The 25,831-nt window shown below is 33.8% G+C and carries 32 protein-coding genes and 2 pseudogenes; 12 read left to right on the plus strand and 22 right to left on the minus strand.

The genetic code is table 11. The annotated features are described in order from the left end of the window. The first annotated feature begins 17 nt into the window (after positions 1-17). Complete coding sequence (locus ACIQ7L_RS01840) at positions 18-509, plus strand: hypothetical protein (RefSeq protein WP_400565947.1); 492 nt, start codon at positions 18-20, stop codon at positions 507-509. Between the two features lie 255 nt (positions 510-764). Here the strand turns inward: ACIQ7L_RS01840 and helD are convergent, their stop codons facing one another. The 5 genes from helD to ACIQ7L_RS01865 form a co-directional block, all read right to left on the minus strand. Continuing rightward, positions 765-3,122: an RNA polymerase recycling motor HelD gene (gene helD, locus ACIQ7L_RS01845; protein ID WP_400565950.1), complete on the minus strand. Its 2,358-nt coding sequence runs from the start codon at positions 3,120-3,122 to the stop codon at positions 765-767. Between the two features lie 268 nt (positions 3,123-3,390). After that, positions 3,391-3,858 (minus strand): CcdC family protein, encoded by a 468-nt coding sequence (locus ACIQ7L_RS01850; RefSeq protein WP_400565953.1) that lies wholly within the window; start codon positions 3,856-3,858, stop codon positions 3,391-3,393. A gap of 52 nt (positions 3,859-3,910) precedes the next feature. Continuing rightward, positions 3,911-4,579, minus strand: a complete 669-nt coding sequence (locus ACIQ7L_RS01855) for a DUF4052 family protein (protein WP_400565955.1) — start codon at positions 4,577-4,579, stop codon at positions 3,911-3,913. Further along, entirely contained in the window at positions 4,576-5,451 is an 876-nt protein-coding gene (locus ACIQ7L_RS01860; RefSeq protein WP_400565958.1) for an ABC transporter ATP-binding protein, read from the minus strand. Before ACIQ7L_RS01860 ends, ACIQ7L_RS01855 begins: the two co-directional genes overlap by 4 nt. Then, entirely contained in the window at positions 5,448-5,825 is a 378-nt protein-coding gene (locus tag ACIQ7L_RS01865; protein WP_335361052.1) for a GntR family transcriptional regulator, read from the minus strand. The genes ACIQ7L_RS01860 and ACIQ7L_RS01865 overlap by 4 nt, the downstream gene beginning before the upstream one ends. 484 nt (positions 5,826-6,309) lie before the next feature. Here ACIQ7L_RS01865 and ACIQ7L_RS01870 point away from each other — a divergent pair, with 484 nt between their 5' ends. From ACIQ7L_RS01870 to ACIQ7L_RS01890, 5 genes are read left to right on the plus strand one after another with little or no spacing between them, the layout of a single operon-like run. Continuing rightward, positions 6,310-6,450 carry a YrzI family small protein gene (locus tag ACIQ7L_RS01870; protein WP_400565961.1) on the plus strand — a complete coding sequence of 47 codons (141 nt, stop codon included), beginning with the start codon at positions 6,310-6,312 and terminating at the stop codon, positions 6,448-6,450. A 27-nt stretch (positions 6,451-6,477) separates the two neighbouring features. Beyond that, positions 6,478-6,621, plus strand: coding sequence for a YrzI family small protein (locus ACIQ7L_RS01875; protein ID WP_400565964.1), 144 nt, complete (start codon positions 6,478-6,480; stop codon positions 6,619-6,621). Between the two features lie 30 nt (positions 6,622-6,651). Continuing rightward, positions 6,652-6,795 carry a YrzI family small protein gene (locus tag ACIQ7L_RS01880; protein WP_400565966.1) on the plus strand — a complete coding sequence of 48 codons (144 nt, stop codon included), beginning with the start codon at positions 6,652-6,654 and terminating at the stop codon, positions 6,793-6,795. 29 nt (positions 6,796-6,824) lie between these two features. After that, positions 6,825-6,965: a YrzI family small protein gene (locus tag ACIQ7L_RS01885; protein WP_400565969.1), complete on the plus strand. Its 141-nt coding sequence runs from the start codon at positions 6,825-6,827 to the stop codon at positions 6,963-6,965. Between the two features lie 27 nt (positions 6,966-6,992). Then, positions 6,993-7,133, plus strand: coding sequence for a YrzI family small protein (locus tag ACIQ7L_RS01890; RefSeq protein ID WP_400565971.1), 141 nt, complete (start codon positions 6,993-6,995; stop codon positions 7,131-7,133). Positions 7,134-7,663: 530 nt separating this feature from the next. On the opposite strand, the gene ACIQ7L_RS01895 is transcribed toward ACIQ7L_RS01890, so the two are convergent. Together ACIQ7L_RS01895 and ACIQ7L_RS01900 are read right to left on the minus strand one after the other, a co-directional pair. Then, a complete protein-coding gene (locus ACIQ7L_RS01895) occupies positions 7,664-8,230 on the minus strand; it encodes an AAA family ATPase (RefSeq protein ID WP_400565973.1) in 567 nt (188 codons plus the stop codon). A 173-nt stretch (positions 8,231-8,403) separates the two neighbouring features. Further along, positions 8,404-9,489, minus strand: a complete 1,086-nt coding sequence (locus ACIQ7L_RS01900; protein WP_400565974.1) for an AI-2E family transporter — start codon at positions 9,487-9,489, stop codon at positions 8,404-8,406. Positions 9,490-9,638: 149 nt separating this feature from the next. On the opposite strand from ACIQ7L_RS01900, the gene ACIQ7L_RS01905 reads away from it, so the two are divergent. Next, positions 9,639-10,466: an HNH endonuclease gene (locus tag ACIQ7L_RS01905; RefSeq protein WP_400565976.1), complete on the plus strand. Its 828-nt coding sequence runs from the start codon at positions 9,639-9,641 to the stop codon at positions 10,464-10,466. Positions 10,467-10,705: 239 nt separating this feature from the next. Here ACIQ7L_RS01905 and ACIQ7L_RS01910 read toward each other — a convergent pair whose 3' ends face one another. The 5 genes from ACIQ7L_RS01910 to ACIQ7L_RS01930 all read right to left on the minus strand — a co-directional run bounded on the left by ACIQ7L_RS01910 (position 10,706) and on the right by ACIQ7L_RS01930 (position 14,363). Continuing rightward, the gene (locus ACIQ7L_RS01910; protein ID WP_001289319.1) at positions 10,706-10,798 is read right to left on the minus strand and encodes a putative holin-like toxin; all 93 of its coding nucleotides are present in this window, start codon (positions 10,796-10,798) and stop codon (positions 10,706-10,708) included. Between the two features lie 214 nt (positions 10,799-11,012). After that, the gene (locus ACIQ7L_RS01915) at positions 11,013-12,080 is read right to left on the minus strand and encodes a hypothetical protein (protein ID WP_400565977.1); all 1,068 of its coding nucleotides are present in this window, start codon (positions 12,078-12,080) and stop codon (positions 11,013-11,015) included. Between the two features lie 14 nt (positions 12,081-12,094). Further along, positions 12,095-12,568 (minus strand): tetratricopeptide repeat protein, encoded by a 474-nt coding sequence (locus tag ACIQ7L_RS01920; RefSeq protein ID WP_400565980.1) that lies wholly within the window; start codon positions 12,566-12,568, stop codon positions 12,095-12,097. Positions 12,569-12,806: 238 nt separating this feature from the next. Next, entirely contained in the window at positions 12,807-13,517 is a 711-nt protein-coding gene (locus tag ACIQ7L_RS01925) for a phosphopantothenoylcysteine decarboxylase domain-containing protein (protein ID WP_400565981.1), read from the minus strand. Positions 13,518-13,520: 3 nt separating this feature from the next. Next, a complete protein-coding gene (locus ACIQ7L_RS01930) occupies positions 13,521-14,363 on the minus strand; it encodes an AAC(3) family N-acetyltransferase (protein ID WP_400566328.1) in 843 nt (280 codons plus the stop codon). Positions 14,364-14,660: 297 nt separating this feature from the next. On the opposite strand from ACIQ7L_RS01930, the gene ACIQ7L_RS01935 reads away from it, so the two are divergent. Both ACIQ7L_RS01935 and ACIQ7L_RS01940 read left to right on the plus strand, forming a co-directional pair. Continuing rightward, complete coding sequence (locus tag ACIQ7L_RS01935; RefSeq protein ID WP_400565983.1) at positions 14,661-15,389, plus strand: CPBP family intramembrane glutamic endopeptidase; 729 nt, start codon at positions 14,661-14,663, stop codon at positions 15,387-15,389. A 121-nt stretch (positions 15,390-15,510) separates the two neighbouring features. Next, complete coding sequence (locus ACIQ7L_RS01940; RefSeq protein WP_400566330.1) at positions 15,511-16,587, plus strand: RNA-guided endonuclease InsQ/TnpB family protein; 1,077 nt, start codon at positions 15,511-15,513, stop codon at positions 16,585-16,587. Positions 16,588-16,975: 388 nt separating this feature from the next. Here the strand turns inward: ACIQ7L_RS01940 and ACIQ7L_RS01945 are convergent. Beyond that, positions 16,976-17,338 (minus strand): annotated as a pseudogene (locus ACIQ7L_RS01945) (AAC(3) family N-acetyltransferase); the annotation flags it as partial. Positions 17,339-17,410: 72 nt separating this feature from the next. On the opposite strand from ACIQ7L_RS01945, the gene ACIQ7L_RS01950 reads away from it, so the two are divergent. Further along, positions 17,411-17,866: a hypothetical protein gene (locus tag ACIQ7L_RS01950; RefSeq protein ID WP_400565985.1), complete on the plus strand. Its 456-nt coding sequence runs from the start codon at positions 17,411-17,413 to the stop codon at positions 17,864-17,866. 131 nt (positions 17,867-17,997) lie between these two features. On the opposite strand, the gene ACIQ7L_RS01955 is transcribed toward ACIQ7L_RS01950, so the two are convergent. After that, entirely contained in the window at positions 17,998-18,405 is a 408-nt protein-coding gene (locus ACIQ7L_RS01955) for a GNAT family N-acetyltransferase (protein WP_400566332.1), read from the minus strand. Positions 18,406-18,544: 139 nt separating this feature from the next. Then, a complete protein-coding gene (locus tag ACIQ7L_RS01960; RefSeq protein ID WP_400565986.1) occupies positions 18,545-19,483 on the minus strand; it encodes a DMT family transporter in 939 nt (312 codons plus the stop codon). A 170-nt stretch (positions 19,484-19,653) separates the two neighbouring features. Between ACIQ7L_RS01960 and ACIQ7L_RS01965 the strand changes: the two genes are divergently transcribed. Continuing rightward, on the plus strand, positions 19,654-20,151 hold the full coding sequence (locus ACIQ7L_RS01965) for a sunset domain-containing protein (protein WP_400565989.1): 498 nt from the start codon (positions 19,654-19,656) through the stop codon (positions 20,149-20,151). Between the two features lie 34 nt (positions 20,152-20,185). On the opposite strand, the gene ACIQ7L_RS01970 is transcribed toward ACIQ7L_RS01965, so the two are convergent. From ACIQ7L_RS01970 to ACIQ7L_RS01995, 6 genes and pseudogenes are all read right to left on the minus strand, one after another. Further along, complete coding sequence (locus ACIQ7L_RS01970) at positions 20,186-20,365, minus strand: N-acetylmuramoyl-L-alanine amidase C-terminal domain-containing protein (protein ID WP_400566334.1); 180 nt, start codon at positions 20,363-20,365, stop codon at positions 20,186-20,188. Continuing rightward, positions 20,356-20,856: a GNAT family N-acetyltransferase gene (locus tag ACIQ7L_RS01975; protein ID WP_400565991.1), complete on the minus strand. Its 501-nt coding sequence runs from the start codon at positions 20,854-20,856 to the stop codon at positions 20,356-20,358. Before ACIQ7L_RS01975 ends, ACIQ7L_RS01970 begins: the two co-directional genes overlap by 10 nt. Before the next feature lie 79 nt (positions 20,857-20,935). After that, positions 20,936-21,507, minus strand: a pseudogene (locus tag ACIQ7L_RS01980) (GNAT family N-acetyltransferase). Positions 21,508-21,522: 15 nt separating this feature from the next. Next, positions 21,523-22,224, minus strand: a complete 702-nt coding sequence (locus ACIQ7L_RS01985; RefSeq protein ID WP_400565993.1) for a nucleotidyltransferase domain-containing protein — start codon at positions 22,222-22,224, stop codon at positions 21,523-21,525. A 15-nt stretch (positions 22,225-22,239) separates the two neighbouring features. Continuing rightward, entirely contained in the window at positions 22,240-22,923 is a 684-nt protein-coding gene (locus ACIQ7L_RS01990; RefSeq protein WP_400565995.1) for a DNA alkylation repair protein, read from the minus strand. Positions 22,924-23,279: 356 nt separating this feature from the next. Then, the gene (locus ACIQ7L_RS01995; protein ID WP_400565996.1) at positions 23,280-23,960 is read right to left on the minus strand and encodes an aspartate/glutamate racemase family protein; all 681 of its coding nucleotides are present in this window, start codon (positions 23,958-23,960) and stop codon (positions 23,280-23,282) included. 265 nt (positions 23,961-24,225) lie between these two features. Here ACIQ7L_RS01995 and ACIQ7L_RS02000 point away from each other — a divergent pair, with 265 nt between their 5' ends. Then, positions 24,226-25,053 carry a peptidoglycan-N-acetylglucosamine deacetylase gene (locus tag ACIQ7L_RS02000; protein ID WP_400565998.1) on the plus strand — a complete coding sequence of 276 codons (828 nt, stop codon included), beginning with the start codon at positions 24,226-24,228 and terminating at the stop codon, positions 25,051-25,053. A gap of 54 nt (positions 25,054-25,107) precedes the next feature. Here ACIQ7L_RS02000 and ACIQ7L_RS02005 read toward each other — a convergent pair whose 3' ends face one another. Continuing rightward, complete coding sequence (locus tag ACIQ7L_RS02005) at positions 25,108-25,830, minus strand: PTS transporter subunit IIC (RefSeq protein ID WP_400566000.1); 723 nt, start codon at positions 25,828-25,830, stop codon at positions 25,108-25,110. Position 25,831 lies beyond the last annotated feature (1 nt).

Raw genomic sequence — 25,831 nt, forward strand, 5'->3', positions numbered from 1 at the left:
TCAATGGAGGTATGAAAATGATAAGTTTTAATTCTTTCCATGGGACCGTTACCATGATTAGTGATTTTATTGTAGGGCAAAATGCTGAAGGAGAAGGCTGCTATAAATTAATGTCTGTAGAAAACGAATTGGGGACTATAGTAAATTTTGTCGTTTCACCCACAACTTACTTTGTAGACCATGCAGTGGTGGCAGTAGGAGATAAAGTGACTGGATACTATGATAGGAATGCACCTGTTCCTCTTATATATCCGCCACAATACCGAGCACTTATAATGGTAAAAGATAGCCCTTATCAGAATGTAAAAGTAGATTATTTTGATAGTCAACTGAAAAGTAGTGATGGACGATTACAATTAAATATATCTCCATATACCCAAATAGTATTAACAAATGGGCAACCCTACTCAGGAAATCCTACGAACCGAAATCTAATTGTTATCTATGGAGCTGCCACAAAAAGTATCCCTGCCCAAACCACACCCTATAGAATCATAGTTTGGTGTTAAAAGTTATTATAGAAAATGTCTGTATTGCTCCAACACAAAAAACTCGTCCGTTTTGGCGAGTTTTTTGTGCTAGGGTCTAGAAACTTCATACGAAATATGTGGTCATACAGAGGTCTAAGCATAAAAAAACACACCCCTCATTGTCGAGTGATGTGTCAGTAGGAATATAATACATAGAGCATTATATGTTTTCCTATTCCCTGTAGGAGATTACTCTGCAATAACTAATTTCATTTTATAGAGTAGCCAGTTTTTTTATTGAATCTTTTCATTCTCTAACATATACGTATCTGTGGAAACTGACTGTAAGAATGCATTCATCTCCCCTACAGAATAAATATATAACTCATGCATCGCACGTGTACACGCGGTATAAAATAATTTACGTTCACTTTCTCGGCTGTACTTTTTCTTTGATGCATCATAAATAATAACCGCATCAAACTCTACCCCTTTCGATAAATACGACGGGATAATCAGAATACCTGTATCAAACGAACTTGTTTCTTTTTTAATAAGACGAACTTGTAATGATTTCTGTAGAACATGATAAGCCACTTCGCTTTCTTCTGCTGTTTTACAAATCACCGCGATTGTTTTATGCCCATTTTGCTGCAACTTTTCGATTTGCTCCACAATCTTTTTATGATGCGCTTCTTCTTCCACTTCCTGTATAGTTGGCTGTTTACCTTCACGTTGAAACGGTTCAATTTCTTCACCATCTGTAATTAATTGCTTTGTAAATTCAATAATTTGCTTTGTAGATCGGTAGCTCCGTGTAAGGATAATTTTTTCACTCAGTTCTTCCCCGTACAGCGCACTTAATTGTGAAAATTCATTTTCTGACGCATGCTCATAAATCGTCTGATTAAAATCACCTAGTATTGTCATTTTTGTATGAGGAAATATTCGCTTTAAAAACGCATATTGAAATGCAGAATAATCCTGCGCTTCATCAATAAATATATGTTGCACAGATGTATTCCTTTGCAATTCTTCCAGTTGATCTTTCATATATAAATAAGGCGTGGCATCTTCATATGACATATAAAAACGTTGTATTTTTTCTATTGTTTCTTTACAAATTTCATTCCAGTTCTGCGGTAATTTATTTTCTTCTACAAGTTGCTTAGCAAACTGCGGATCTTTAAATAACTGGATATACAATGCCGGTGTATGAATAAATTGTAACTTTTTCACACGTCTTCGGAGTGGCTTGAAATGTTCTTTTACAACAATAGCCGCCAGCATATTTTGTTCCCGCTCAAAGTCATCAAATGTACCATTGGAATATTCTTGTTTTTGCTGTAACTTACGATAAACTTTTGCATATGTTTCTTTATCTAACAGCTGTATTTCTTCTTCCACCCACAATGCTTTTCTCTCTATTTTTTCTTGTTGCTTTAACTCTTTTAATAACCATTCAGAAATTAATTTTATTCGGTTTGGAATTCTTATTGATGCATCAAATTCATAAAAACGTTCTTTTATTTGTTCTTTAGAGATTACGATTTCTCCTCTAAATTTTATATCTTTAAATAACATACCTTCTTGTTTTAAATAGGCTACATAGCGATCTACTACCTCAATAAAATCAGAACTTGCTTTATATTTAATTCCATCTAATCGCGTTTCATAATTTCTTTCTTTCGTTCCTGTCAATACATATTCCATTTGTGTAAACGGGTCTTCTAATTCAAAATTTTTCTCAATATGATTCTCTAAGTATTCTTGGAATGTCGTTTGCTTCATATTGTCTTCTCCAAGTTCTGGTAGTACAGTGGAAACATAGCTATTGAACATCGAGTTTGGAGAAAAGAGCACGATTTGCTCGGCATGTAATGTATCCCGGTAACGATATAATAAATATGCAACGCGCTGAAGCGCCGCTGATGTTTTCCCACTTCCCGCTGCCCCTTGTACGACAAGCAAACGACTTGTTTCATTCCGAATGATTTGATTTTGTTCCTTTTGTATAGTTGATACAATACTTTTCATTTGTGTATTCGCATTATTTCCTAATACTTCTTGTAGCAATTTATCACCAATTGTTACGCCTGTATCAAACATACTAATAATTTGGCCATTCCGAATCACATATTGGCGCTTTAAAGTCATTTCTCCTGAAATCGTCTCATTAGGTGCTACGTACTTTGCTCTTCCTAGAGAATAGTCATAATACAAGCTTGATATTGGCGCTCGCCAGTCATATACGAGAAATTGCTCTGTACTTTCATCATAAAATGAATGAATTCCAAGATATATAGATTCCCCGCTGCTTTCACCATCTTCTATAAAATCTATTCTTCCAAAGTATGGCGACTGCTGTAATCTTTTTAATCCTTTTAGTTGATTATATGCATGGCGATGACTTTGTTCTCGTTCAGATAATAACTCTGCCTGTTGCTTGATACTCGCTGCCGTTTCTACAGCCTCTTTCGCATTATCAACATTTACTGTTACATCGTCCCAAAAATGTTTTCGAATCTGGACAACATCTTTCATTGCTACACTTGCATATTGCTCTAACGTATCCATATGTTTTTCAATCTTGCCGACAACTTCTTTCACACGATGTTGTTCCTGCTTCCACTCTTGCCCTATTTTCTCCATACCGCCACTCCTTATCAACTAATCATTCTGGCGCTCACTATTTGATGTGATAAAAAAATTCAACTAAAAGTTTGACAAACAAGCAATTCATTTGTTATAATTAAATTGGATAATTATTTAGTTTTTTAGAAAAATAAACAATGAGCGTTTTTTTATTTTAACACATATATATGAAAAATCAATAAAAAGGAGATACAAATTTGTATCTCCTTTTTTATAATAGTACGCATTCTCTATTCTCCCTTCCACGAAACCAAAAACATTAATTCTATGAAGCTGTACGAACTACTTTTCTAAACTTCACGTAACAAGCAATTCTCCACGGTACAATATAAGAAATTGCAACAACATAAAACAATAACCCTATTGTTTGTTGATCTAAATCGATAATGTATTGTCTGGAACCATACCTTAGAATTACAATTCCAATAAAAGTAATGAGAAAAGCAACACTTTTCTTCGTATAAATATTCCCATCTTCTCTTCTCTCATAGTTTGTAAGTATGATAAGCGGAATCGCAAAAAGAAATCCAAATAATATGGCAAAACTAATGTATAGCATCTCCGGATGTGTAGGACCAAAAAACATTAAAATTCCTGGTGATAAGAAAAGGAGCGGTAATAGAATTCGTTTTCCGTTTCCTCTTATCGGTTTATGCATAGATCGATAGCGCCTCCATAAAATTAATAATGCAATACATAAAAACATAGTTATTAACGAAGATGTATCTCCCATACGTTTTTCCTTCTTTCCTAAAATATTTATCTATCACTATCTATATCGTTTTTTATACTGTTTGTTCCAGAGAAATTTTCCGAATGAATATACCGCTAACTATAAAATAAAACACTGTTAGCCCAATTGAAATTGTTATAAAAGACGACATATTCATCAAAACTCCACTTTTTGTAAATATTAATTCCTTTATTCCTCTTCCATAAAATCCGCTTATTAAGTTTAAAAAAAGCGTTGCACCAATTCCAAATCCAATCCAACTAAATCTTTGCTGAAAAATAATTATTACTTGGAAAAGACTAGATATCGTCACATAAAGTAAGAATTGAACACAAAATTGTTCAATCATGCTCGGAAACAAACCATTATTTTTCATAACATAGAATACATCTTGCAAAAAAAGTATTTGAAGCAACGCGAAAAATGCCGATTGCAAAATAATATAGCAAACTGCCCCTATAAAAAATTGTAATCTTGTCGTACCAAAAGAAATAGCTATACGAAATACGTCAAACTGCATGAAAAAAGTACTGATTACAATAAAAATTGTAATGGCAATGGAGGTATTATCAAACATATCTCGTAAAAACACTGCTTGTATACCTTCTAAATCTTTTAAACTTGTTGTACCCTTTACCACCAACGCTATAATCCAAAATATTAAAATAGCCTTATAATGATGGTTAATATGTAACCTTAGTTGCTTCATTAACATTGTCACCTTACTCCATCCCCCGTTATATAAATAAATAATTTCTGAAGCGAAGCCCCATCAAGTTCTAACCCTTCACTTACAACGAAGTGATAATCTTCTTCAGAAAGTTCTCCCCAAATAACGACAATTTCTTTATTTCCAAACACTTCTTGATGTACAACATTTTTATTTATAATAAATTCATCCACTTTATCTTTTCGCCCTGATATGTAATGGCTTTGTTGTAATAAATCTTCAACTGTCGATTGAACAATTACTTCCCCTTCCTTCAAAATCAGTACATCTTCCACAACATGAGCTACCTCTTCTACTAAATGAGTTGATAAAATAATTGTCCTTGGATGATTCCCATAATCCTCTAATAACATACTGTAAAATAATTCTCGGTGTGCTGCATCTAAACCGGTAGTCGGCTCATCAAAAATAGTAATAGGCGCCCTACTTGCTAATCCCTTAATGATTCCGACAACAGTTTGCATACCATGTGATAGTTTATCGTACTTTTGTTTCACATCAATTTGAAACTTTGCTGCAAGGTTCTCCGCAAATTCTTGATCCCAATTTTTATAAAACGTGTTACATAACTTAAAAATTTCTTTCACTTTATAATTCGAATGAACTTTATCTTTTACTTTCACAAAACAAATATTTTGTAATGCGTGACTATTTTCATGTACATTTTCACCAAGTATAGATACGCTCCCTTTGCTTGAAACGATTTGTCCAGCAAGGAGGTGAAGTAGTGTGGTTTTTCCTGCCCCATTTCTACCAAGCAGACCATATATTTTATGCTCTTCCAATGAAAAGGTTAATCCATTTACAGCCATCTTTTTCTTATATTTTTTCGTTACCCCCTCTGTTTCAACCGCAATTCTCATTCTTTCCCCTCCTTAGTAATCATTTGAATCATGTTCATTAGCTCTTCTTTAGAAATTTCAAGTACCTTTGCCTCCTCCCAAACTTTAGGTAGGAATTCAGTCATAAAAGCACTTTGCCGCTTCTTTAATACAACTTCCTTTGCTCCCTTTGCAACAAACATTCCGATCCCTCGCTTTTTATATAAAATACCTTCATCGACCAGTAGATTTACCCCTTTCGCTGCTGTCGCCGGATTGATTTGCAGCATCTTTGCAAATTGATTTGTTGATGGAACCTGTTCTTCTTCAAGCAGTATCCCCTTTAAAATATCCGCCTCGATGGTTTCTGCAATTTGTATGTATATTAACTTATTTTGTTCAAGTGTCGATTTCATCCTTTCACCACCTTAGGTTCATAGGTTCATTACTTATGTAATTAACCATACCACAAGAATCTATTTCCATTCAATATTTTCCCATAAATTCTTTCAAAAAGAGAAGTATCATACGTTAAACTCACATTCAAAACATACACATTTTCATCAAAATTAAAAATTTTCACTTTTTATGTTTACAATTATCCATTAATTGTATATACTTACTAACATAAGAAAAATATTCTAAAAGGAGGTCGAATGAAATGATGAAATTACAATTAAACGCTGCATCTGTTTTACAATTGAATATAAGTTCGACCAACCTAATGGAGAATTGAAAATCGCTTAGTATTTTCTTTAACTAACAAATTCGCCACAGGAGGTCGTATACTTTCCTGTGGCTTTTTCATGCCCTGTCACAGGAAAACTATATCTTCCTGTGGCTTTTTTGTGCGATTTTTTAGTCTCTTACATTATTTATTAAAGAAAGGAGCAACATTCAGTGACTTTTCGCGTATTGTTTTTAAGTATTACCATTCAAAGAAATCTATTTTCTGAAAGTGAGATTCAGCACCAGCAACAAATCCAAAAGGCTATGGATGAAGTAAAGGAGCGTCAAATCCCTTATTGTAGTCACCTATAATTCCTTTACGAAAGGAGGAATTCATTTATGACTTTTCACATTTTCTTTTTTACGATTACTCTTCAGAAAAAGACTTTATCTGAGGCTGAAATTTTTCATGAACAACAATTAAAACAAGCTATGGATGAAATAGCAAATCACAGAAGTTCTTATTACAATCAAATGTGTTAAAAAACAATTAACAAAAGGAGGAATCTTCTTATGAAGTTTCGAGTATTCTTTTTAACGATTACAATTCAAAAGAGTAAACTTACTGAAGCTGAAATTTTACAAGAACAACAAATCCAGAAAATCATGGATGAAGTGAAAGAGCATCAAGTTTCTTATTACAACCATATGTACTAAAAATTATATGTAAAAGGAGCAATCTTCTTATGAAATTCCGAGTATTCTTTTTAACCATTACAATCCAAAAAAGCAAATTTTCCAAACAAGAAGTATTACATGAACAACAAATTCAAAAGGCTATGGATGAAGTAAAAGAACGTCAAATCCCTTATTGTAGTCACCTATAATTCCTTTACGAAAGGAGGAATTTATTTATGAAGTTTCATATTTTCTTTTTAACGATTACGATTCAGAAAAAACATTTATCTGAAGCTGAAATTTTGCAAGAACAGCAATATAAACAGATTATGGATGATATCCGAGATCGTAGAAGCACCTACTATACTCATCTATAATTACAAAATTTAAATATAACGAGAGGAGAGGATTGAGATGTTAATAACGCGCTGCAAAGAAATGATTTGGATTATTGAGAGGGATTCCACCTAGTCTCTATGATCTTTTAAAATGCTGTTTACTTCAAAAAATTATATAGAAATTACACAATAAAAACACTTAATTCGTAAAAATCCATAGAAAAGGGTGATATAGTTATCACCCTTTTACTTCTTGTTCAACAATCGTGCCAATTGTTGAAGGAACATTCATATTACTTCTAGATATCACACAATTAGCCATTCATCCGCTATATCTAAAAAAGTGTTTAATGGCATCCAGGCGTATATTATGATTACAATCTTCACAACAAAATACACTATTCTTATTTTCCTTGAACTGTTTATATTGCCTAGTTCCTTCATAAACTCTAAATTTTTTTCTACAACAACAGCAAATTACCTCATATGACAACAATTTTATTCCCCCTCACATGATGCATTACTTTCGAGTAGACCTACCGAAGATTGCTACCAGTTCTTGGGTATAATCATAAACATTCAGCAATATGAACAATTTCTTTAATAACAGAATCAACTTCCTCGTTGTCTTTAATTACAAATAGATGATCTGCTTCACCTTCTACTGGGTCTGTTACATCTTCTGTTAGGGATTCAGCATGTTGCCGGACAAGCACTTCCTCAAAATTAGAATAAGGACCCCTAAATATATTGGTACTTCGCCCACTTTGAGTAACTCGTTCATGAAGAACATCATCTGGAATATCAAAATGAACCAAGATACGGATAAATTCATCTTTATTAAACAACTCTTCAAGCAAATACAATCGTCCATTTCGACTTCGATTTGAGTTGCAAATAATAAAATTTAAATCAGTATGTTCTTTGGCATAATCGACAATTAGCTTTGAGAGAGCATGCTTAAGAGTATTAGGTCCTCGTTTTGGTTGTAAGTTTTTATAATACGTGTTTATAAATTCAGCATGGTTATCTTGGTCCATAACAAAAGAGTTATTTAACTCTTTTTCTAGAGCCCTTGCAAATGTAGTTTTTCCACTATGGGTTTTACCAACTGTAATAATGACTAACCGTTTCATAACTTCAACCTCCATTTGTTACAGCATAAATTATTCCGTTAAACTGCTCCGTTAATTGAAGAAGCAATATTGTATCCTCAATATAAATGCTACCATAAAAACCCATTATTCCTAGAATAAAAAATACACCGCTTAAAAAGCGATGCATCTTTCTTGATTCATATGAGTATCCTCTATTTTCGATTGTTTCTTTTTGTCTTAAATAATCTCACCAAGTTTGAGACAATCGTTTTTGTTACCGCATAAGCAGGTACCGCTAAAATCATCCCAATAATTCCAGCAAAGTTCCCTACCCCTAAAATTAATATGATAATTGTCAAAGGGTGGATATTTAACTTTGAGCTCATAATACGTGGTGAAATAATATTACTTTCAAATTGTTGGACAATCGTAACAATAACGATTACCCAAACCGCTTGCATTGGAGATACAAATAATCCGACAATAACAGCTGGCGCCGCCCCAATAAAAGGTCCTAAGTTCGGGATGATATTTGTAAATGCCGCTATGATACCTAAAATGAAGGCATATGGTAAACCAATGATTAAGTATCCGACAAATGTAAATGCACCAATAAATAAACAAACAAGCGCTTGCCCTTGAATATACGCAGATAAGGTTTCATTCGTTTCTTTTATGATTCGAAGTCCTTCTTGCTGGTATGATTCTGGTAATATACTGACAGCCTTTCCTGGAAATGCATGTCCATCTTTAAACATGTAAAACAGGATAAATGGCACGGTAAACACCACTAATGCAACATTTGTGATTATACCAAATAAAGCCGTTGCACTCGACGTAATCGTGTTTGGTATCTCTTTCAAATATTGAATTGCATTTTTTTCAATCGTTTCAATCGACACATAATTTTGTGTAGTCACCCATTCAAATAGCCTATGATGAGATAGTTCTTGTATGTATACTCTTCCCTCTTTAATATAAGTTGGCATGTTTTTCACCAAATCCGTTAGCTGCTGTGAAATTGTTGGAACAACTACACCAATAGCGACTGCAGTTAATGTAATGATAAAAACATACAACAATAAAATCGCTAAATTTCTAGGAACTTTTTGCTTTTCTAAAAATACCAACACAGGATTAAATATGAAGTATAGAAACAATGCGATTAAAATTGGGAAAAATAATGTTGAAACGAATATGCCAATTGGTTGAAATAAAAATGATATTTTTGTGCAAATAAATACGATTCCTACAACCATTAGCACTTCCAATGTCCAAAAGTGCACTTTCGATTTCAAAAAAACGTCCTCCTTTAAACTAGCACTTCTCTTCATTGTACCAAAATAATCATAAATTTTACATGATATTTTAATCTACAATATTCCAAAATATCATTAAATACACTACAATGGGATTACATACAAATTTGCAGGTAAAGGTGATAAATATGACGCAATGCATCATTTGCAGAAAAGAAACAAAAGAACTTAGTGAACAATACGTCATCCCAGAGATTTTATGTGGATATTATTTCACAAACTCAATTTGCGATTCTTGCCATGAACATCTTACAACAAATGTCGATCGCCCATTAATTAGACATAAACTCATTCAATATAAAATCGAACAAATGAAGCAGCAAATTGATTCCCCACTATATACAAATGAACACGGTCAAGAATTAGCAGCAACTGAAACAGACGTCGTGGAAACAAACGCCGAAATGCATTATTCTAACTCATTGATTATGAAACTATGTAAAAAGCATGATATTTCGCTACATAATGAAATTTGGAAAGAAGAACGTGTAACAAAGGTAGCTAGTTCTATTCAACGTGAGTTACTTTTAGACAATCGAAAATATAAAATGAGCATATTAAAAATGGCTTATACGTTCGCTGTTCATACAATTGATGGTTATTTTAATGATCCAGATGCAATTGATATTTCTTCTATTATAACTAATTCCGATTTTATTGAATTAAAGGAAAAAAACATTGTTCGTGATTTAAGTAAAAGTTCATTATGGAATACACTAAATACAAAGAGTGATAATCACTATTTTATATTACTGAGTGATAAAGATGGTTTATTCTGCTTCATCCGTCTATTTGATATTTTTGATGTTGTTGTCCATTTATCTCAAAAAACATACGAACTTCCGTCTCCAATCGTTGGCGTGAACCATGTTAAAAATCAAGAATTCTATATTGAGAGTTTAAAACAGTATATGGATAATTTATTTAAAGAAAGAAGTACAAAAGTTCGCATTTAAATACAGATATTTCAAAATAAGAACATACGGTCTCCTTTCTTGATGAAAAGACACTATGTTATAATAAGCATGAAAAGAACAATACAATCACATAAAACAATGATATATTGTATATAAATAAAAAAGACTAGTGTGCGGCTACACACTAGTTCACGTAACTTTACAGATTGGATTGTTCATCTATCCTATTTGTTTCTTACGAACAAAACAACCCACATTCTATTGGCATAGGTGGGTTGTTATTTTTTGAGCTTGTCGATTAAAACGACAATAAACGTTAGCAATGCAACGAGAAATAATCCACCTTGCAGTAACAACGCAATTTCACTCACGATTATCACCTCCCTTCTATTCGGAGAAGTGATAATTGAACAACCAACCGCACCATAAGTTACCTCTTAATTTTACCATATTTTTTAATTGTTTACGATGAAAACCAGCAAGCCTCTAGCTTGCTGGTTTATTTTGTTTCTCACTATTTTTCTACTACATATAATGATCTTACAGACTCCATACGTACCAAAAGCACGATGATACTTTGTAACTCTACTCGTACTGTCTACCTTGCTCTAATTTCGCAACAATTGCTTCATAAAACTTCCGATCCTCATCTACATTGACATGCACACGGTTTACTGTTTTAGAAAATCCATACAATAGCTCTGCTGTTAACGGCTCTTTTAATTTTATTTCAAAAGTAGCTGGTTCCTTTATAAATTCCATTATAGTTGCTTCAAATACTTCTTTTTCTTCTTCCTTAGTTAGTGCTTCACCTTTATAAAAGGTAATGCCTTCTATTTGAGAAAATGGTACAACGATTTTCTTTCCAAATCCGACTTGGATTACAATTTCTTTTTCCGTCATAATATATGGGTTTATACGAATTGCTTGTATCTCAGCTAAAAAATATAAAATCCCATATATATTTACAACGAGCAATATCCAAGCAACTACTTCATTCCACTGATGAAGTAAATAATGAAACCCAATTGATTCAATTAATATTGCATGAATAAGTGCAATATTAAATGGAATCGCCCCAGTTTTTTTATGATATGAAAAAACATACTGACTTTCTGGAGCCTTTGTACGCCAAGACAATAAAGCATAGTACAATAGTTTACATTCTGAAGCGATAACATTTACTGCACTATTTCTTTTTAATGCCGCATCGAATGCCTTATCAATTGCCAAAGAGAATGATGGATATTCTTTCTTATATTGTTTATAAAACTTTATAATTTTCGGCAACGTTCTAGCAATCTTATATAGAATAAATAACTCTACAGCTAAAAACGCGAGTTCACCCGCAACTAAAATATAAGACACAAATGAAAAGGCCTGTAAATAATCATTTGGAATGACAAACCTTGCAGCAATATAACCTGCGATTACAACGGGGAATATATAAGTTAATGAGTAGCGTTTACGTATAATAAAAAAATACGTGATAACAGGAATTATAATGAGAAAATCTAATAATGAACCGAGTACCATTTCTTTCGGTATAACAGGCACAATAGGAAGTGCGTACGCTAAATAATTCGATAATACAATTAATGCTGTAAGTCCAATCCAAATGTTCCTTTTCTTTCGCGAAATGGATGTATTCATGTAGTCCTACCCCCTTATTTAAAAATCTTGTTCAAGTGATCTTTATAAAATAAAATTGCTCTCTCGTATTCTTTCACATCTTCTAATTTCAAAACAGTCTCTATTAATAATTTCATCGCTTCTTCATATGCCTTTATATTATATTTCGCTATTGATAAAAACACTTTCATAACATTATTTTCTGGAAACCGCTGTAAACCAGCTTCTAATGTAGAAATCGCTTTTTCGTATTCACCAATGCAGCGATATGTACTCCCAAGTCCAATATATGCCCCGCAGAGTGACTCTCCAGTAAGTCCATTCGCAATTGCTTTTTCATAATATGGGGCAGCCTCTGTTTCAAGTCCCATTACATCATGTATACAAGCGCACTGATACAATACTTCCGGATTATCGGTGAAATTTGCCAAGTGCACTAAAATATCCTTTGACTCCTCATATTTCTTTTCACTACGTAACTGAATGGCTTGCTTTAGTAACTGCTCCATAAACTTCCCCCTTATCTATTCTAAAATATACGCTGCACCATCATTTCAATTCTCTGTAATACTTTGAAAGAAACTGTTTCACCGAACGAGGAGCTCTTGCTGTAGTAAAAATGATATGTATGCCTTATCTATAGCAATTCATAATTGCATTTATATTTCTCCCTGATATATTCTTTTCATTATGTAATACTGTGCAAATTACCTTTATATTTTCAAAGGACATGACTCCTCCTCCGCATTAACTACTCAAGTTCCCCTCTTCTACACGATTACATAAATGTTCTAACCTATTTATAATCTCTTTCGCAGTTTCATCTTTTCCTTTGCATAATTGAACATGACCATCTTCTCCAATTACATGATGAATGGCTGCACGTGAATATAACGAATGTGGCGAGTTTGCTATCATAAGATTGGCTTTTGCCTGCTCCATTCTTTCACTTGCTCGTTGAATTAGCTCGACGTCATTGATACCGCTTTCAAGTTTGAAACCAACTAGAACTGTTTCTGGATCCCATTGCTTAATTTGCTTTAATACTTTAGGTGCTTTTTGAAAGTGGATGATTGGTGCTATATCACTTGAAATTTTCCCGTTCATATCCAGTGTATTTCCATCTTGATCACAGATTTTTTCCACAATCCAATCCGATCCAGCAGCCGCCATAATAACTGCATCGATTTTCTCATGTGTAATGATGCTTTTCATTTTATTTTGTAAATCAATAATCCCCTCAAATGGATGTAATTCTAATTGAGCATTTGTACCGTTGGGCTTTTCGGCAAAATAGCCATGCAAATATATAACATATGCACCTTTTGCCATCGCTTCTTCAGCAAGAATTCTTCCAATCGTACCTTTTGCTAAATTTGTATGGCCACGTACTTGATCCCATTTTTCTAAACATCCACCACTCGTAATTAAAATCTTTTTCCCCTTCATCATAACCATCCCTTATTTAGTTTTCGAACGAAACCATTGTACACCAAAATCAACAATTTCTTGTTGTTTCATTAATTTACACATTGCATTTCCAACTTTACCAATTGTCACAGCGCCTGCATGTTCAAACTCTTTTCCAATCTCAACAAACGAGTCGGAATCATAGTCCATTTCATCAAACTCTTTCCATACTCTCATGCCGTTTTCAATAATAGGCGCTCCTGCTTTCACCAATTCACGTGCGCCTGTACGTATTTCAGATAAATGGATGGATGTATTAGAATCATAACCGACACCTACCAATAATACATACCCATCTAAATCATATATTTTCTTTAATGGTGAGCGCTCACCAAAACTAATCAAAAGCGAATGCTCTCTTGTAATCGTCTCTGCATGTTTCCCCCATGCGGCAAAACTATTTAATGGATGATTACTACGTTTTACATTTGGATAGGTACGGAAACATTCTACAACTTTCCCCATTGCTCGTGTAGGGGTTATATCTGGATTAAATGCTGGAACATGATCTCGAATAATTGGCCACCAATTTTCTGGAACAGGTGGTCTTTCCCAATTTTTCGGATCTGATAAATCCGAAGTTTGTGTTGGCATAATAATGGTACCTTCTTCGGTAATTACATTCATCAAAGCTTCAACAACCGCAACTGCTCCACCAGATACCCAGCCAATTGAACTCAAAGAAGAATGAACAATCACTGTCATTCCTTTCTTTAACCCTAACGTTTGTAAATCATTTGTTATCGTTTCGATTGTATTCGGTAATTGTGTTTCCGCTACTATATCATTTATTTTCACGATTACTCCCCCCCATAAGGTTTTCTCTACGCTTATAAACTATCAAATTGAATTTTAAATCTCATCAATATATTATCATACTTTTCTTAATTTTTAATCCAAACGCCAAAGAGACCTCCTAAAAAATTCCGTTCATACTGGCTTATGCGTCCTAGACAACTGCTCCATAGCACTGCTCCATATACACTTGTATTATTATGGTAACTATTATACAATGAAACCGACTAGTCGGTCTATAAAAAAGAAAAATTATGAAGGACTATCACAACCTTGCATAGCGTCAACATACATAAAAGGTCTTTCTTAGTCTATTTTCAAGGGAGATGAAAGCATATGTTCAACTGGATCTTTGTATTCAGCATTGCTATACCAGGAATTGTTACAATGAGCTTAGCGGAGCAAAAAATAAACAAAAAGTTAGAAAATACTCCAGAAACACCATCTATCTACCTAAGTCTTTTTATCCATACTTTACTCGTTTTACTTTTTTCCGGAATGGGTGCATTTTTCTTATCAAAGATCCAAGATGAAAATATTATTTTACCGAGCAACATTGGTGAAGCAGTTTTAATTGGAGTCATTTGCTCTCTCGGACATGTTATTATGTATTATGGATTCTTTAGAAAAGTTATTGATAAAGAAACGTTTCTACAAATTGAACATCAGCGCCATGGTGTAGGATTAGGAGCTAGAGTCCTATATGGTGGAGTTGTTGAAGAAATCATCTTCCGATGGGGTCTTATGCCACTTTTCATCACGTTGATGAGCCTTTTTCATGATGTCACTCAGATTATTGTAATTCTTGGGATTATCCTATCTAGTATTCTATTTGCAATCACTCACTTTCTAGGTGTAAAAGGAATGAAAAAATCAAGATGGCTATATTCTTATGCTGTATTAGGAAATTTGTGGGTAGGTATTTTTTGTGGCTGGCAATTCTGGTCGAATGGTTTAATTTCCGCTATCATTGTTCATCTAAAATCGGCAAGGATACCCCTACTTCAATCGTGTGCAGGGCGTAGCCCAAGGAATTGCCGTCAGATACTTAATATGGTACGTTAAAAATAGTAAGATTTTGTACCATATTAAGTATCTGAAACTTCCACCTCTCCTCCTCCTATTCAGATTATTTATTTTCACTAAAATTTTGTTATAATATATTTAGTGAAAGGTAGTGAGGGTAATGTCTACAATTACTGCGAAAATACAAATCTACGTTTCTGGCAATCAAGCTGAAAGCCTAAAGATAACAACTAACGCTTATCGTAAGGCTTGTAATTGGTTATCAAAACATATCTTTGAAACAAAAAATCTAAATCAAGTAAAATTGAATAACTTGTATTATTCTAATTTGCGAAATCAGTTTGGACTAAAAAGTCAAATGGCTCAATCTGTTATGAAAACAGTGATTGCTCGATACAAGTCAGCTAAATCAAATGGACATGAATGGTCTTTAATTGAATTTAAACTTCCAGAATATGACCTTGTTTGGAATCGTGACTACTCACTAACTCAAAGCCGATTTAGTGTAAATACACTTGATGGTCGTCTTAGGTTGAGTTATGAACGCAAAGCTATGAAAAAATACTTTAACAATACTTGGAAGTTTGGTACTGCTAAACTTGTGCACAAACATAAAAAATGGTTCTTACACATTCCAATGACAAAAGAATTTACTGAATTAGATTATGTAGATGTAAAAAATATTGTCGGTATTGATTTAGGAATCAACTTTCTTGCTACCACTTATGACAGCCAGGGTAAAACTACTTTCTACAACGGAAATGTTGTTAAGCATAAGCGTGGTAAGTTTAAAGCTACTCGTAAACAGTTGCAAATGAGACAAACACCGTCTGCACGTAAAAAACTAAAACAAATTGGTTCAAGAGAAAACCGTTATGTAACTGATGTAAACCATCAAATTACAAAGGCACTCGTTGATAAATACCCTAGAGGTACTATGTTTGTTTTAGAGGACTTAACAGGTGTTCGTTCCGCAACTGAAAAAGTACGAGTGAAAGACCGCTATGTTTCTGTCTCTTGGACTTTCTACCAATTCCGTCAGATGCTGGAATATAAAGCAGAAATGAACGGACAGAAGGTAATTGTCGTAGACCCAAAATATACTTCTCAAACCTGCCCTAAATGTGGGCATATCGAGAAAGCAAATCGTAATAAGAAATTACACACATTCTGTTGTAAAAACTGCCAATACAAGTCAAACGATGACCGTATTGGTGTAGTTACTACAGGAGTATAGCTCTTGTAGTAAGGGCGAAGTCAACCGTCCTTATGTTCCACCACACTAAGGTAGGAGAGCGTTGCTTGTTCGCACTACTGGGTAGGAATAAGCGTAGTTGCTCTCTATGAGGATAGAAGCACTGTCGAACTCTGACAGACGCAAGCCCCCACTTCAAACGACCCGTAAGGGTGTTAAGTGGCGGGTTGTTGACATGCTTTTTCACCTATTATTGTATCCTTGTGAACTGTGGTATCGTAAAAAGCTAGGGAATGCTGAAACGAATGCTGTAAATATGTAACATTGTAAACTATTCTTTTATGAGCCTGGGATATAGGTAATTCTTTACATATAAATTAAAAGCCGATGGAGGCAAGCGCGAATTACGATAGAGAAAATAATTCGAACAAAACCATTGTACACCAAATCCAACAATTTCTCGTTGTTTCATTAAATTACACATTGCATTTCCAGCTTTACCAATTGTCACAGCACCTGCATGTTCAAACTCTTTTCCAATCTCAACAAACGAGTCGGAATCATAGTCCATTTCATCAAACTCTTTCCATACTCTCATGCCGTTTTCAATAATAGGCGCCCCTGCTTTTACCAATTCACGTGCGCCTGTACGTATTTCAGATAAATGGATGGATGTATTAGAATCGTAACCGACACCTACCAATAATACATACCCATCTAAATCATATATTTTCTTTAATGGTGAGTGCTCACCAAAACTAATCGAAAATGAATGCTCTCTTGTAATCGTCTCATATAAAAAACTCATATATTAAAAGTAATAACTATGTTGAAATTTTAAAAATAATAATAAAAGGTGGATTACATGAAAAAACTCATATTAAGCTTTTGGTTATTGAGTATTATCGGATTGGGTGGCTGTGCATTGTTTACAAGCGATTACGAAAATTATTGGGTTTTAGAAAAATCTAGGTATGGTGAAGGAAACTTTGGTCCAACAAATCTATACGAAAAAGCACAAGAAGATCCGAACTTGGTTCATCACTCAATAGAACGAATCAGTGAAGGAAAAATGATGATATTTTTAGCATTTGGAGTAAAATATCAAAATGATAAAATTACAGTAAAAGAAGTGAAAGATGAAAACGATAAGTCAGTTGTTGTATTACGCGTAGAAAAAAATAAAGGTACAGATAAAAATCCTGTTATGTATATTGGAGTAAATAAACTAAGAGACTCTGTAGATATTGTAAATGAAGACGGGAAAAAGATTTTTGAGCTAAAAAATGAAGAAATAACATCACAACAAGACAAAAAGTAAAGATGATAAAAGAGGTGCATTTGGAATGCATCTCTTTTATCATTTTTTTGAAAATATCAATTATTGTTGATATATAAATGAAATCAAGCATATAGCGTGCCATAAAAGATCTTACTCCCACATAGTAATACCTATTCTTGTCCCCAATAGCAATGAAACCTTTCTACACCTTGATACTTTTCTCCTAAACTTGTAATCATAAATCCGAACTTTCTATAAAATTCTACTGCTTCACAGTCTGTTTCTGCTTCTATATACGTTAACCCGTGCACATGAATCATTTTCTTTATCATGTCGGAAGCTACTCCTTTATTACGACTATCTGGTGAGACGGCTATATGACACACTCTTGCTTTATTTTTACCAATAAGTTCAATACCTACACAACCATGTTCTTGATATTTGTATAATGATGCATTTTTATTTTTCGCGTAAAAACTTATAGCTTTTTGCAAACTTGATTCCTGAGGCCCAACTGCATATGTTAATACATTTACAACAGAATCTTCCTCTATGTTTTGCATACGTTCTAACATTATGTACGCCACCTTGTCACTTCATACAAAAAGAGAGACAACTCAGATATATTTTGTTGTTATCTATCCTAAGTCTTTTTCTTAATCAAATTTTCTACTTATCAAAATATTAGTTCTTTATTTTCAAAGAGCTAATATTTACTCACACTGTTATTTTTTCTTCTTTCTTCATAACTACCGCAACGTAACTATGTAAAATCATTCCAACAACCACTAAGCTCATTCCAATCCAAGATAAAGATGATGGGATTGGGGCCGCTAGCCATATTAGTTCCCCTAGTAATGCGAATAAAACCTCACCAGATTGCGTTGCTTCTACAGTAGCCAATTTCTGTGGATCATCCTTTACAAGATCTGTTGCAAAGAAGAATAATACTGTAGCAATTAAACCGGAACTAATTGCTACGATAAAACATTGAAAGACTTGATCACTTGATGGTAATCCGTTTGTTGAAACTTCATATCCTGACAATAAAAACCAAAATGGCAAGCTTGCTAGTGTCATTCCAAGCACTCGTTGAAAAACATCTAACTCACCTTTACATACTTGCATCATTTTTCGATTTCCAAGTGGGTAAGCAAATGCTGCAACTATTACCGGAGCCACACATAAAATGGTTTCACGAATCCCTAAAGAGGAAGCATGCTCTACTTGCATAAGAAGAACACCTAATAATATAACAGCAGACATCATCAATTCTTTCATTGGAATTTTTTTATGTAATGAGTTTGTCGCAAATAATGGTGTTAATAAAATTCCTGCTATAATCGTAATTTGCCATGTAGAAGCAACAAGCCACCCCGGTCCAAATGCACCCGCAAAGCTAAGCGGTGCGTAAAAAAGACCGAAACCAACAGTACTCCATAACAACCACTCTTTCGGATTACTTTTCATATATTGAAAGAGGTGCTTTAAATTTCCCCTATAAATAACAATGATTAAAAGTAACGGAACCATAAAATAGTATCGTAACGAAGCACTCCAAATCCAGCTTCCCCCTTGTAAATCCATAGCCCGGTTTAAAATAAATGTAAAGGCAAAGAAAAAAGATGCTAATATCCCCGCTGCAATTGCTTTCATCCTAAAACTCCTTATACAGTTTTTATTTTACTGATAATTCTTTCTATTAAGTTATTATAGGCTATAACTTAATAGAAAATCCATATTTTTTGGTGACATATTTTTTGTAAAATTATTACTTAATATTTGTTATACTTAATATTGAAATTATAATACATAGGGGGAGAGAAATGTCAAAAGTAGCAAATAAGAAAGAAGAGCAAAAACGCCGTGGGTGTGGATGTCTAGGGTGTTTAGGTATTATTATTCTATTAATCATTCTACTTGCTTCATGTTTTAATGGTGACAAGGGCACTACAAAAAAAGAGGACGCAAAAGCAAAAGAAACAGTTACAACTAAACAAGAAGACGAACGAAAACAAGAAGAATTGAAGAAGCAACAAGAAGAACAACAAAAACAACAAGAACAAGAACAAGAAGAATTGAAGAAACAACAAGAACAACAATCTCAAACTAACAAAAAAGATACAGCCTCAACTTCTCATTCGAAAACAAATCAATCATCTGAGCAAAGTGGTACTTGTAATATTAAAGGTAATAAAAATAGCAAAGGTGAAAAAATTTATCATCTGCCTGGTCAACAATTCTATGATAAAACGAATGCCGAAGAAATGTTTTGCTCAGAAGCTGAAGCAAAAGCTGCAGGATATAGAGCATCAAAAAAATAGTGAAAAACCGACTTGCAAAGGTCGGTTTTTCACATTACATATACTCGTAATACCAACCTTTTTCATCTAACCATGCTGTGAAGTTGTCCATTTCTGGATTCTTCATTTTTTCAGTTAAGAGGTAAGGTGTCGTTCCTGCTCCCTCGAAAATAATTGAACTCTTAATACCTCTGCTGCATAAATATATTCCTTCTAAACATTCTCTTAGAGAAATAAAACCATATGTTCGTCATCGCGATATATATGGTTCATTTTTAACGCCCTTTTTTCTATCCCATACGTTGTAAAATTCATTGATCGATATAATTTTTTTGCTGCTTCATTATCTGAAACAACTCCTAAATTAATTTGCTCTATTTTTAGTTCTCTTGATTTTTCAACCAATGCTCCTATTAAAGCTTTTGCAATCCCTTCCCCTCTACTTTGAGCATCCACATACATAGCAACAAGATGTCCTTTATGTTTATAGGCTGCTTTTTGCTCTGTAAGTAACGTTACTACACCCAACAGTCGATTTTCGTCATTGAAAGCCCCAAATGTGTAACTAGTTTTTGAATTTAAATTTTGAGCAACTTCCTCCACAGGATTTTCTTTTTGCATCGATTCTTCATAAGTTGTCACAAATGCGTCTGGATTTACTCGTAATGCTTGTAAACGTAAATCCCAATATTGTACTGCATCTAAGCTTGACAAAACTCGAATCATTTCTATGCATCCTCTCATCATTAAATTTTTATAAATTCGTTAATTCATACCATGTTGCATTTTTGTTTACATAATAATATTATGTAATTGTTTCCTTTTTATTAATAATTTCATATTCTTCTTTCAACATACTATAGCGATATCGATTAATAAATGTTCCTTCTCGTAATCTATCATTTCTCGTAATCTATCATTTCTCATAATTCCTTCACAAACAAACCCAGCTTTTTCATAACTTCTTATCGCTTTTACGTTATCCGTATCAACACGTAGCCACACTTTTTCTAGACCAAATTCATAAAATCCAATTTGTAACATGTTGTATAATGCCGCAACACCATATCCGCGTCCCCAATATTCTTTGTTACCAATTGCAATGCCTAACTCAGCATTTTTATTCATTTTATCAAAATTCTTTAAATCTACCCAGCCAATATGTAAACCATTTTCATTAAGGATAGCTCGTTGCTCATATCCATTTTCCTGGGTCATACACATCTCAATCCATCTTTTTGTCTCATCACGTGTAAAGGGTGGATATTGATTAGGTACAATTAAATGCTTTGTTACTTCTTTATCTAATGACCATTGATATCGATCTTCTACATCTTCTAATGAAAGTTCTCTTAATTGGACAATTGGTACATTCATATTTTCACTCCTTTCTTATTTTCCTACAGAAAAACCTTCAAACAACCTGCCTCCATAGTTTTCTAATGTTTTCTCGACAAAATCAATAAGTCCTACCTTTTCCCCAGTTCTATAAAAATGATCAAAAGCTTCAACAAATTGTTCAGCAAATAATGAATCATACTTCCTTAGTACCCTAATAAACCATTTAGAGTTACCAACCCATTGTCCGTTTACTCTAAGGACATATTCATGCACTAAATCAGCCAAATGATTCGCAATAAATAATTCTTCTTCTCTCTTTGTCGCACCAATAAAATCATCTAGTGCATCTGTAATAAAGTAACGTTTTTGTCTCATAAGTTCTTCTGTCCATTTTTCGGGACCTTTATTTAATAATTGCTCTGCCTCCTGCTTTAAACTTGTTACAATTTGCATAGTTCCTTTTAAGATAATTCCCTCCGAAACTAGTTGTGGTAAAGAAGGTCTTCCTCGCTTACAATCACTTTCAAAAAAAGTTTTATATGTTTCAAAGTTATGTACAAACACTTCCACTGGCCAGCCATTACTGAAAAATGATTCTCGATAGCAAGATAAAAGGTTTTGATCTAATATAACGATATCAAGATCCGATGTTTTTGTTTCTTCTCCCCTTGCAACACTGCCGCCTAGTAAAGCAACATCACAATCTGGAAATTGAGATTCGATAATTTTTTGCACAGCGTCAATTGCCTTCATGCTGTTCTCCTTCTTTCATTTTCTTGTTTTATTTCTTTCTCTATCTCGCCCCTTTTTAATATATGTCTCTGCTTCAGGTGTCTTACATGAAGTGATACCATGATCAACCTCAACTTTTCCAATCTCGCGTGCAACTGCGGTTGCTTTTTGCTCAAGCTCATCATTTCGAATTCCAATCGCAATAAGAGCACTATTCATTGCCTCTTTTTTTCGATTTTTCTCAGTATGTATATGAGTCTGAATTTCTTTTAAAAATGGTAGAAAAAATGCATTTTCTAACGATTTATCCTTTATAGCAATATTAGCTAGTAATGACCAACCAGCTCGACCAATCCATTCATCTTGAGCTTTTGTCCACTCCTCCATTTTGTCTATTGCAATTGGAGACGAACACACAGCTGACATAAGTACATCCATTAAGCAATAATAATCAACCTCTTGCACCCACTCATCCAACTGCCCTGACGTGAATTTTTTCGGATCAACTATCATTGTAGCTAATGTCATTGCGTCCATATTTTTTGTTTCCCATAATGAAATGGCTAACGCATGATTCTTTTTAATTTTCTTCTTTAATAGTTTTAAATTTGCAAAACTAACACCGAATAATGGCTCTTTTGCTCCATGGTTTATATATATTTTACGGTTTTGTTCCGTTCCACATCCTTCAAGTTGATGCATGACCTCTTCTAACAACATGTAGTCACCTCTTTTTTTCATATTTCCCTTTACTTTACACATACCCTTACGATATATTCGACACTATTTCCTGTTTTCCTATTTTTATTTTCATTACGGTATGTGAAATTATATATACTTAAAAAGCAAGAATCATTTTTTATGAAATGATTCAACGAAACACCTTGCCTAACAAAAAAGAAATTGCGCTTCCCTGTTACACAGTGTTATATAGACATTAAGGAAAGGAGGCTACTCCATTGCTTTCAGGTCTTGAATTCATGTATATTCAGGACGAGGTTTTATTTTCTTATAATCAATTAAAAAGAATAATAAGAGTTAATCTCATTTACTTTTTAAAATAACTGTCATTTTGCTTATTCATTGCTTCCTTCATTTCTTTTCCTTAAATTTAATTGATCTACACTGTATTCAACCAAAGCATCCAGTGGATTCACAATTACTCTATTTACTCTATTCTCTACTTTCCTAGCGGCATCTACCATTGATAATTGTGCAACTGAAATAACCTGATTCCCATCTTTCAGCATTCGATATATACATTGACTCACTCTATCATCATACTCTTCCTTCCGTCCTTGCATGATGAGCGCAAAAGTATCTTCTACAATTATGATTTGAATATCAATCGATTTCTGTCTTTGCTGCGCATATTGTTTCAAACGCTCTACTGTTCCTGGGACAGTACCAGGATTTGTAAATAATATCGTTTGTGGTTCTTGTACATTACAAATTACTTTAAAGAATGGTTCATCGATTTTTAATATTGGTATTTCTATTGGAACATGCATATCTTGTAAAAATGTTATAAAGTATGTACATGTTATAAGAATCGCATCAACTTTACTTTCTGCTATCCATTGCAATTGATTTCTCATTTTACTTTGAATATAATTTGTCTCCAGCTCACCCTCCTGCATTCTCATTGGCAATATTGGATCCACAAAATGGAGCAGCTCTACTTCAAATGATGCAAATGCTTTCTCAATGTATGCAATATTTGAATGATGAGCATGTAAACAAGCTAATTTTTTCATTTTCATCACACCTTTTTTAATTCAATTGATAAGATGTAAAACCATGAAGTTTAGATTCGTACAATCAATGAATTGCTGTTTTTTATCAACTTCTTTATTCGCGTTTTAAAAACCTGCTATATAAAAAGAATAATAACCATAAGACCGACAAAATCTTGCATACTTTTTACAAACTTTTTTGCATTTGTAACAATCTTTTTTTGCATTTCCCTACCTAAAGTTGCTAATATAATAGAGTAGAACTTTTATAGAGAGAAGGAAAATTATGCGCAATGGAATTCGAATGACAACTCTAGTAAAAAGGGCTCTGTTGATTTGCGTCGGGGTATTATTTTTATATGAAGCAATTTACGGATCAACAAGTATTGCTCGAGCAAGTACGGAAGATGACACAAAATCTGTTCAACTTGTAAGTGAGGTTCAAACAGCTCTTACTCCAAAGGAAGCACCTAAGCAATATAACGGGCAAGTTAGAAAAGTTGCTTACTTAACATTTGACGATGGTCCAGGGAAATATACTGCTGAACTTTTAGAAATGTTGAAAAAAGAAGATGCGAAAGCTACATTTTTCCTAATTGGAGCAAACGTTAAATCATTTCCGGATCTTGTAAAACGTGAATTAGCTGAAGGGCATTACGTTGGTATGCACAGTATGACACATAACTACAAAAAGCTTTATACAGAAGGACATTATGTAGATGAGATGAAAGAAGACCAAAGCTTAATTGCTGGGATTATTGGAAAATCACCTGTATTAACTCGTCCGCCTTACGGCTCAATGCCAGGATTAAATGAGGCTTTACGTAACAAAGTTGTAGAAGGCGGCTTGAAAGTTTGGGACTGGACGATTGACTCTTTAGACTGGAAATATAATAAGATGCCAATCGATGCAGCATCTGCACAAATTGTTCAAAATGTTCTTGCTGGTGCAACAAAACCAACAGAAGTTATTCTTATGCACGATATTCACCCACAATCAGTAAAAGCAGTACCAGCTATTATTAAAGGGCTAAAAGAAAAAGGTTATGAGTTAGAAAGCTATCATGAAGATGACCACTTCCCATTAAACTTCTGGCACGATAATCGTATGTAATTGAAAAAGACTTGATTTTCTCAAAGAGAAACTCAAGTCTTTTTTCTTTATTGTTTAGAAAATTGAACCTAATAATTTTGCAATTTCACTAATCAAAATCCCAACGACTGCAAAATCAGAATCACCAAATGTTGTATTTTCGAATCCTAATCCGCCCAATACCGGTAATAATAGCGCTGGAAGGAACGAAATCAATAATCCATTTACAAATGATCCTAATATAGCTCCTCGTCTTCCCCCTGTTGCATTCCCAAACACAGCTGCTAAATATCCAACAGAACCAAAATATCCAATCGCAATGTCATCCATTCCCGTAATTTTTCTTACATATGGCTGTAGTAATGCCGGGAAAATTACCATGAGTGATCCTAAGACTATGGATCCTATAATAACAAGAGAAAATCCTTTCATCCCTGTTGTAGAAAATACAGCTGAAATTAAACATGCCATAAAGAGCGTATGATGCCCCGTTAAAAATACATATTTAAATTTTGTAAATCGGGCGATAAGTAAATTAACAAGCATCCCAAATACCATAATAAATGCTGTTTCTTTCCCCAATGTTTGCTGTGCAATCGCAACGACTGCTTCATTGTTCAGAATGATTCCTTTAATATGGAATGCCTTATCAAACATTTTACCAAAAACATCTAAAGCTCCAATTAATATTGTGGCCCCGCCTCCTAATACGACGAAGCCCATAATCGTTTTTAATGTTCCAGAAACTGTATCTGCAAAGTTTTTCTTCTGAAAGAGTAACCCACACATTGCAAACAAT

The sequence above is a fragment of the Bacillus sp. NPDC094106 genome, from assembly GCF_044764345.1.
In the GTDB taxonomy this organism is placed as follows: Bacteria; Bacillota; Bacilli; order Bacillales; family Bacillaceae_G; genus Bacillus_A.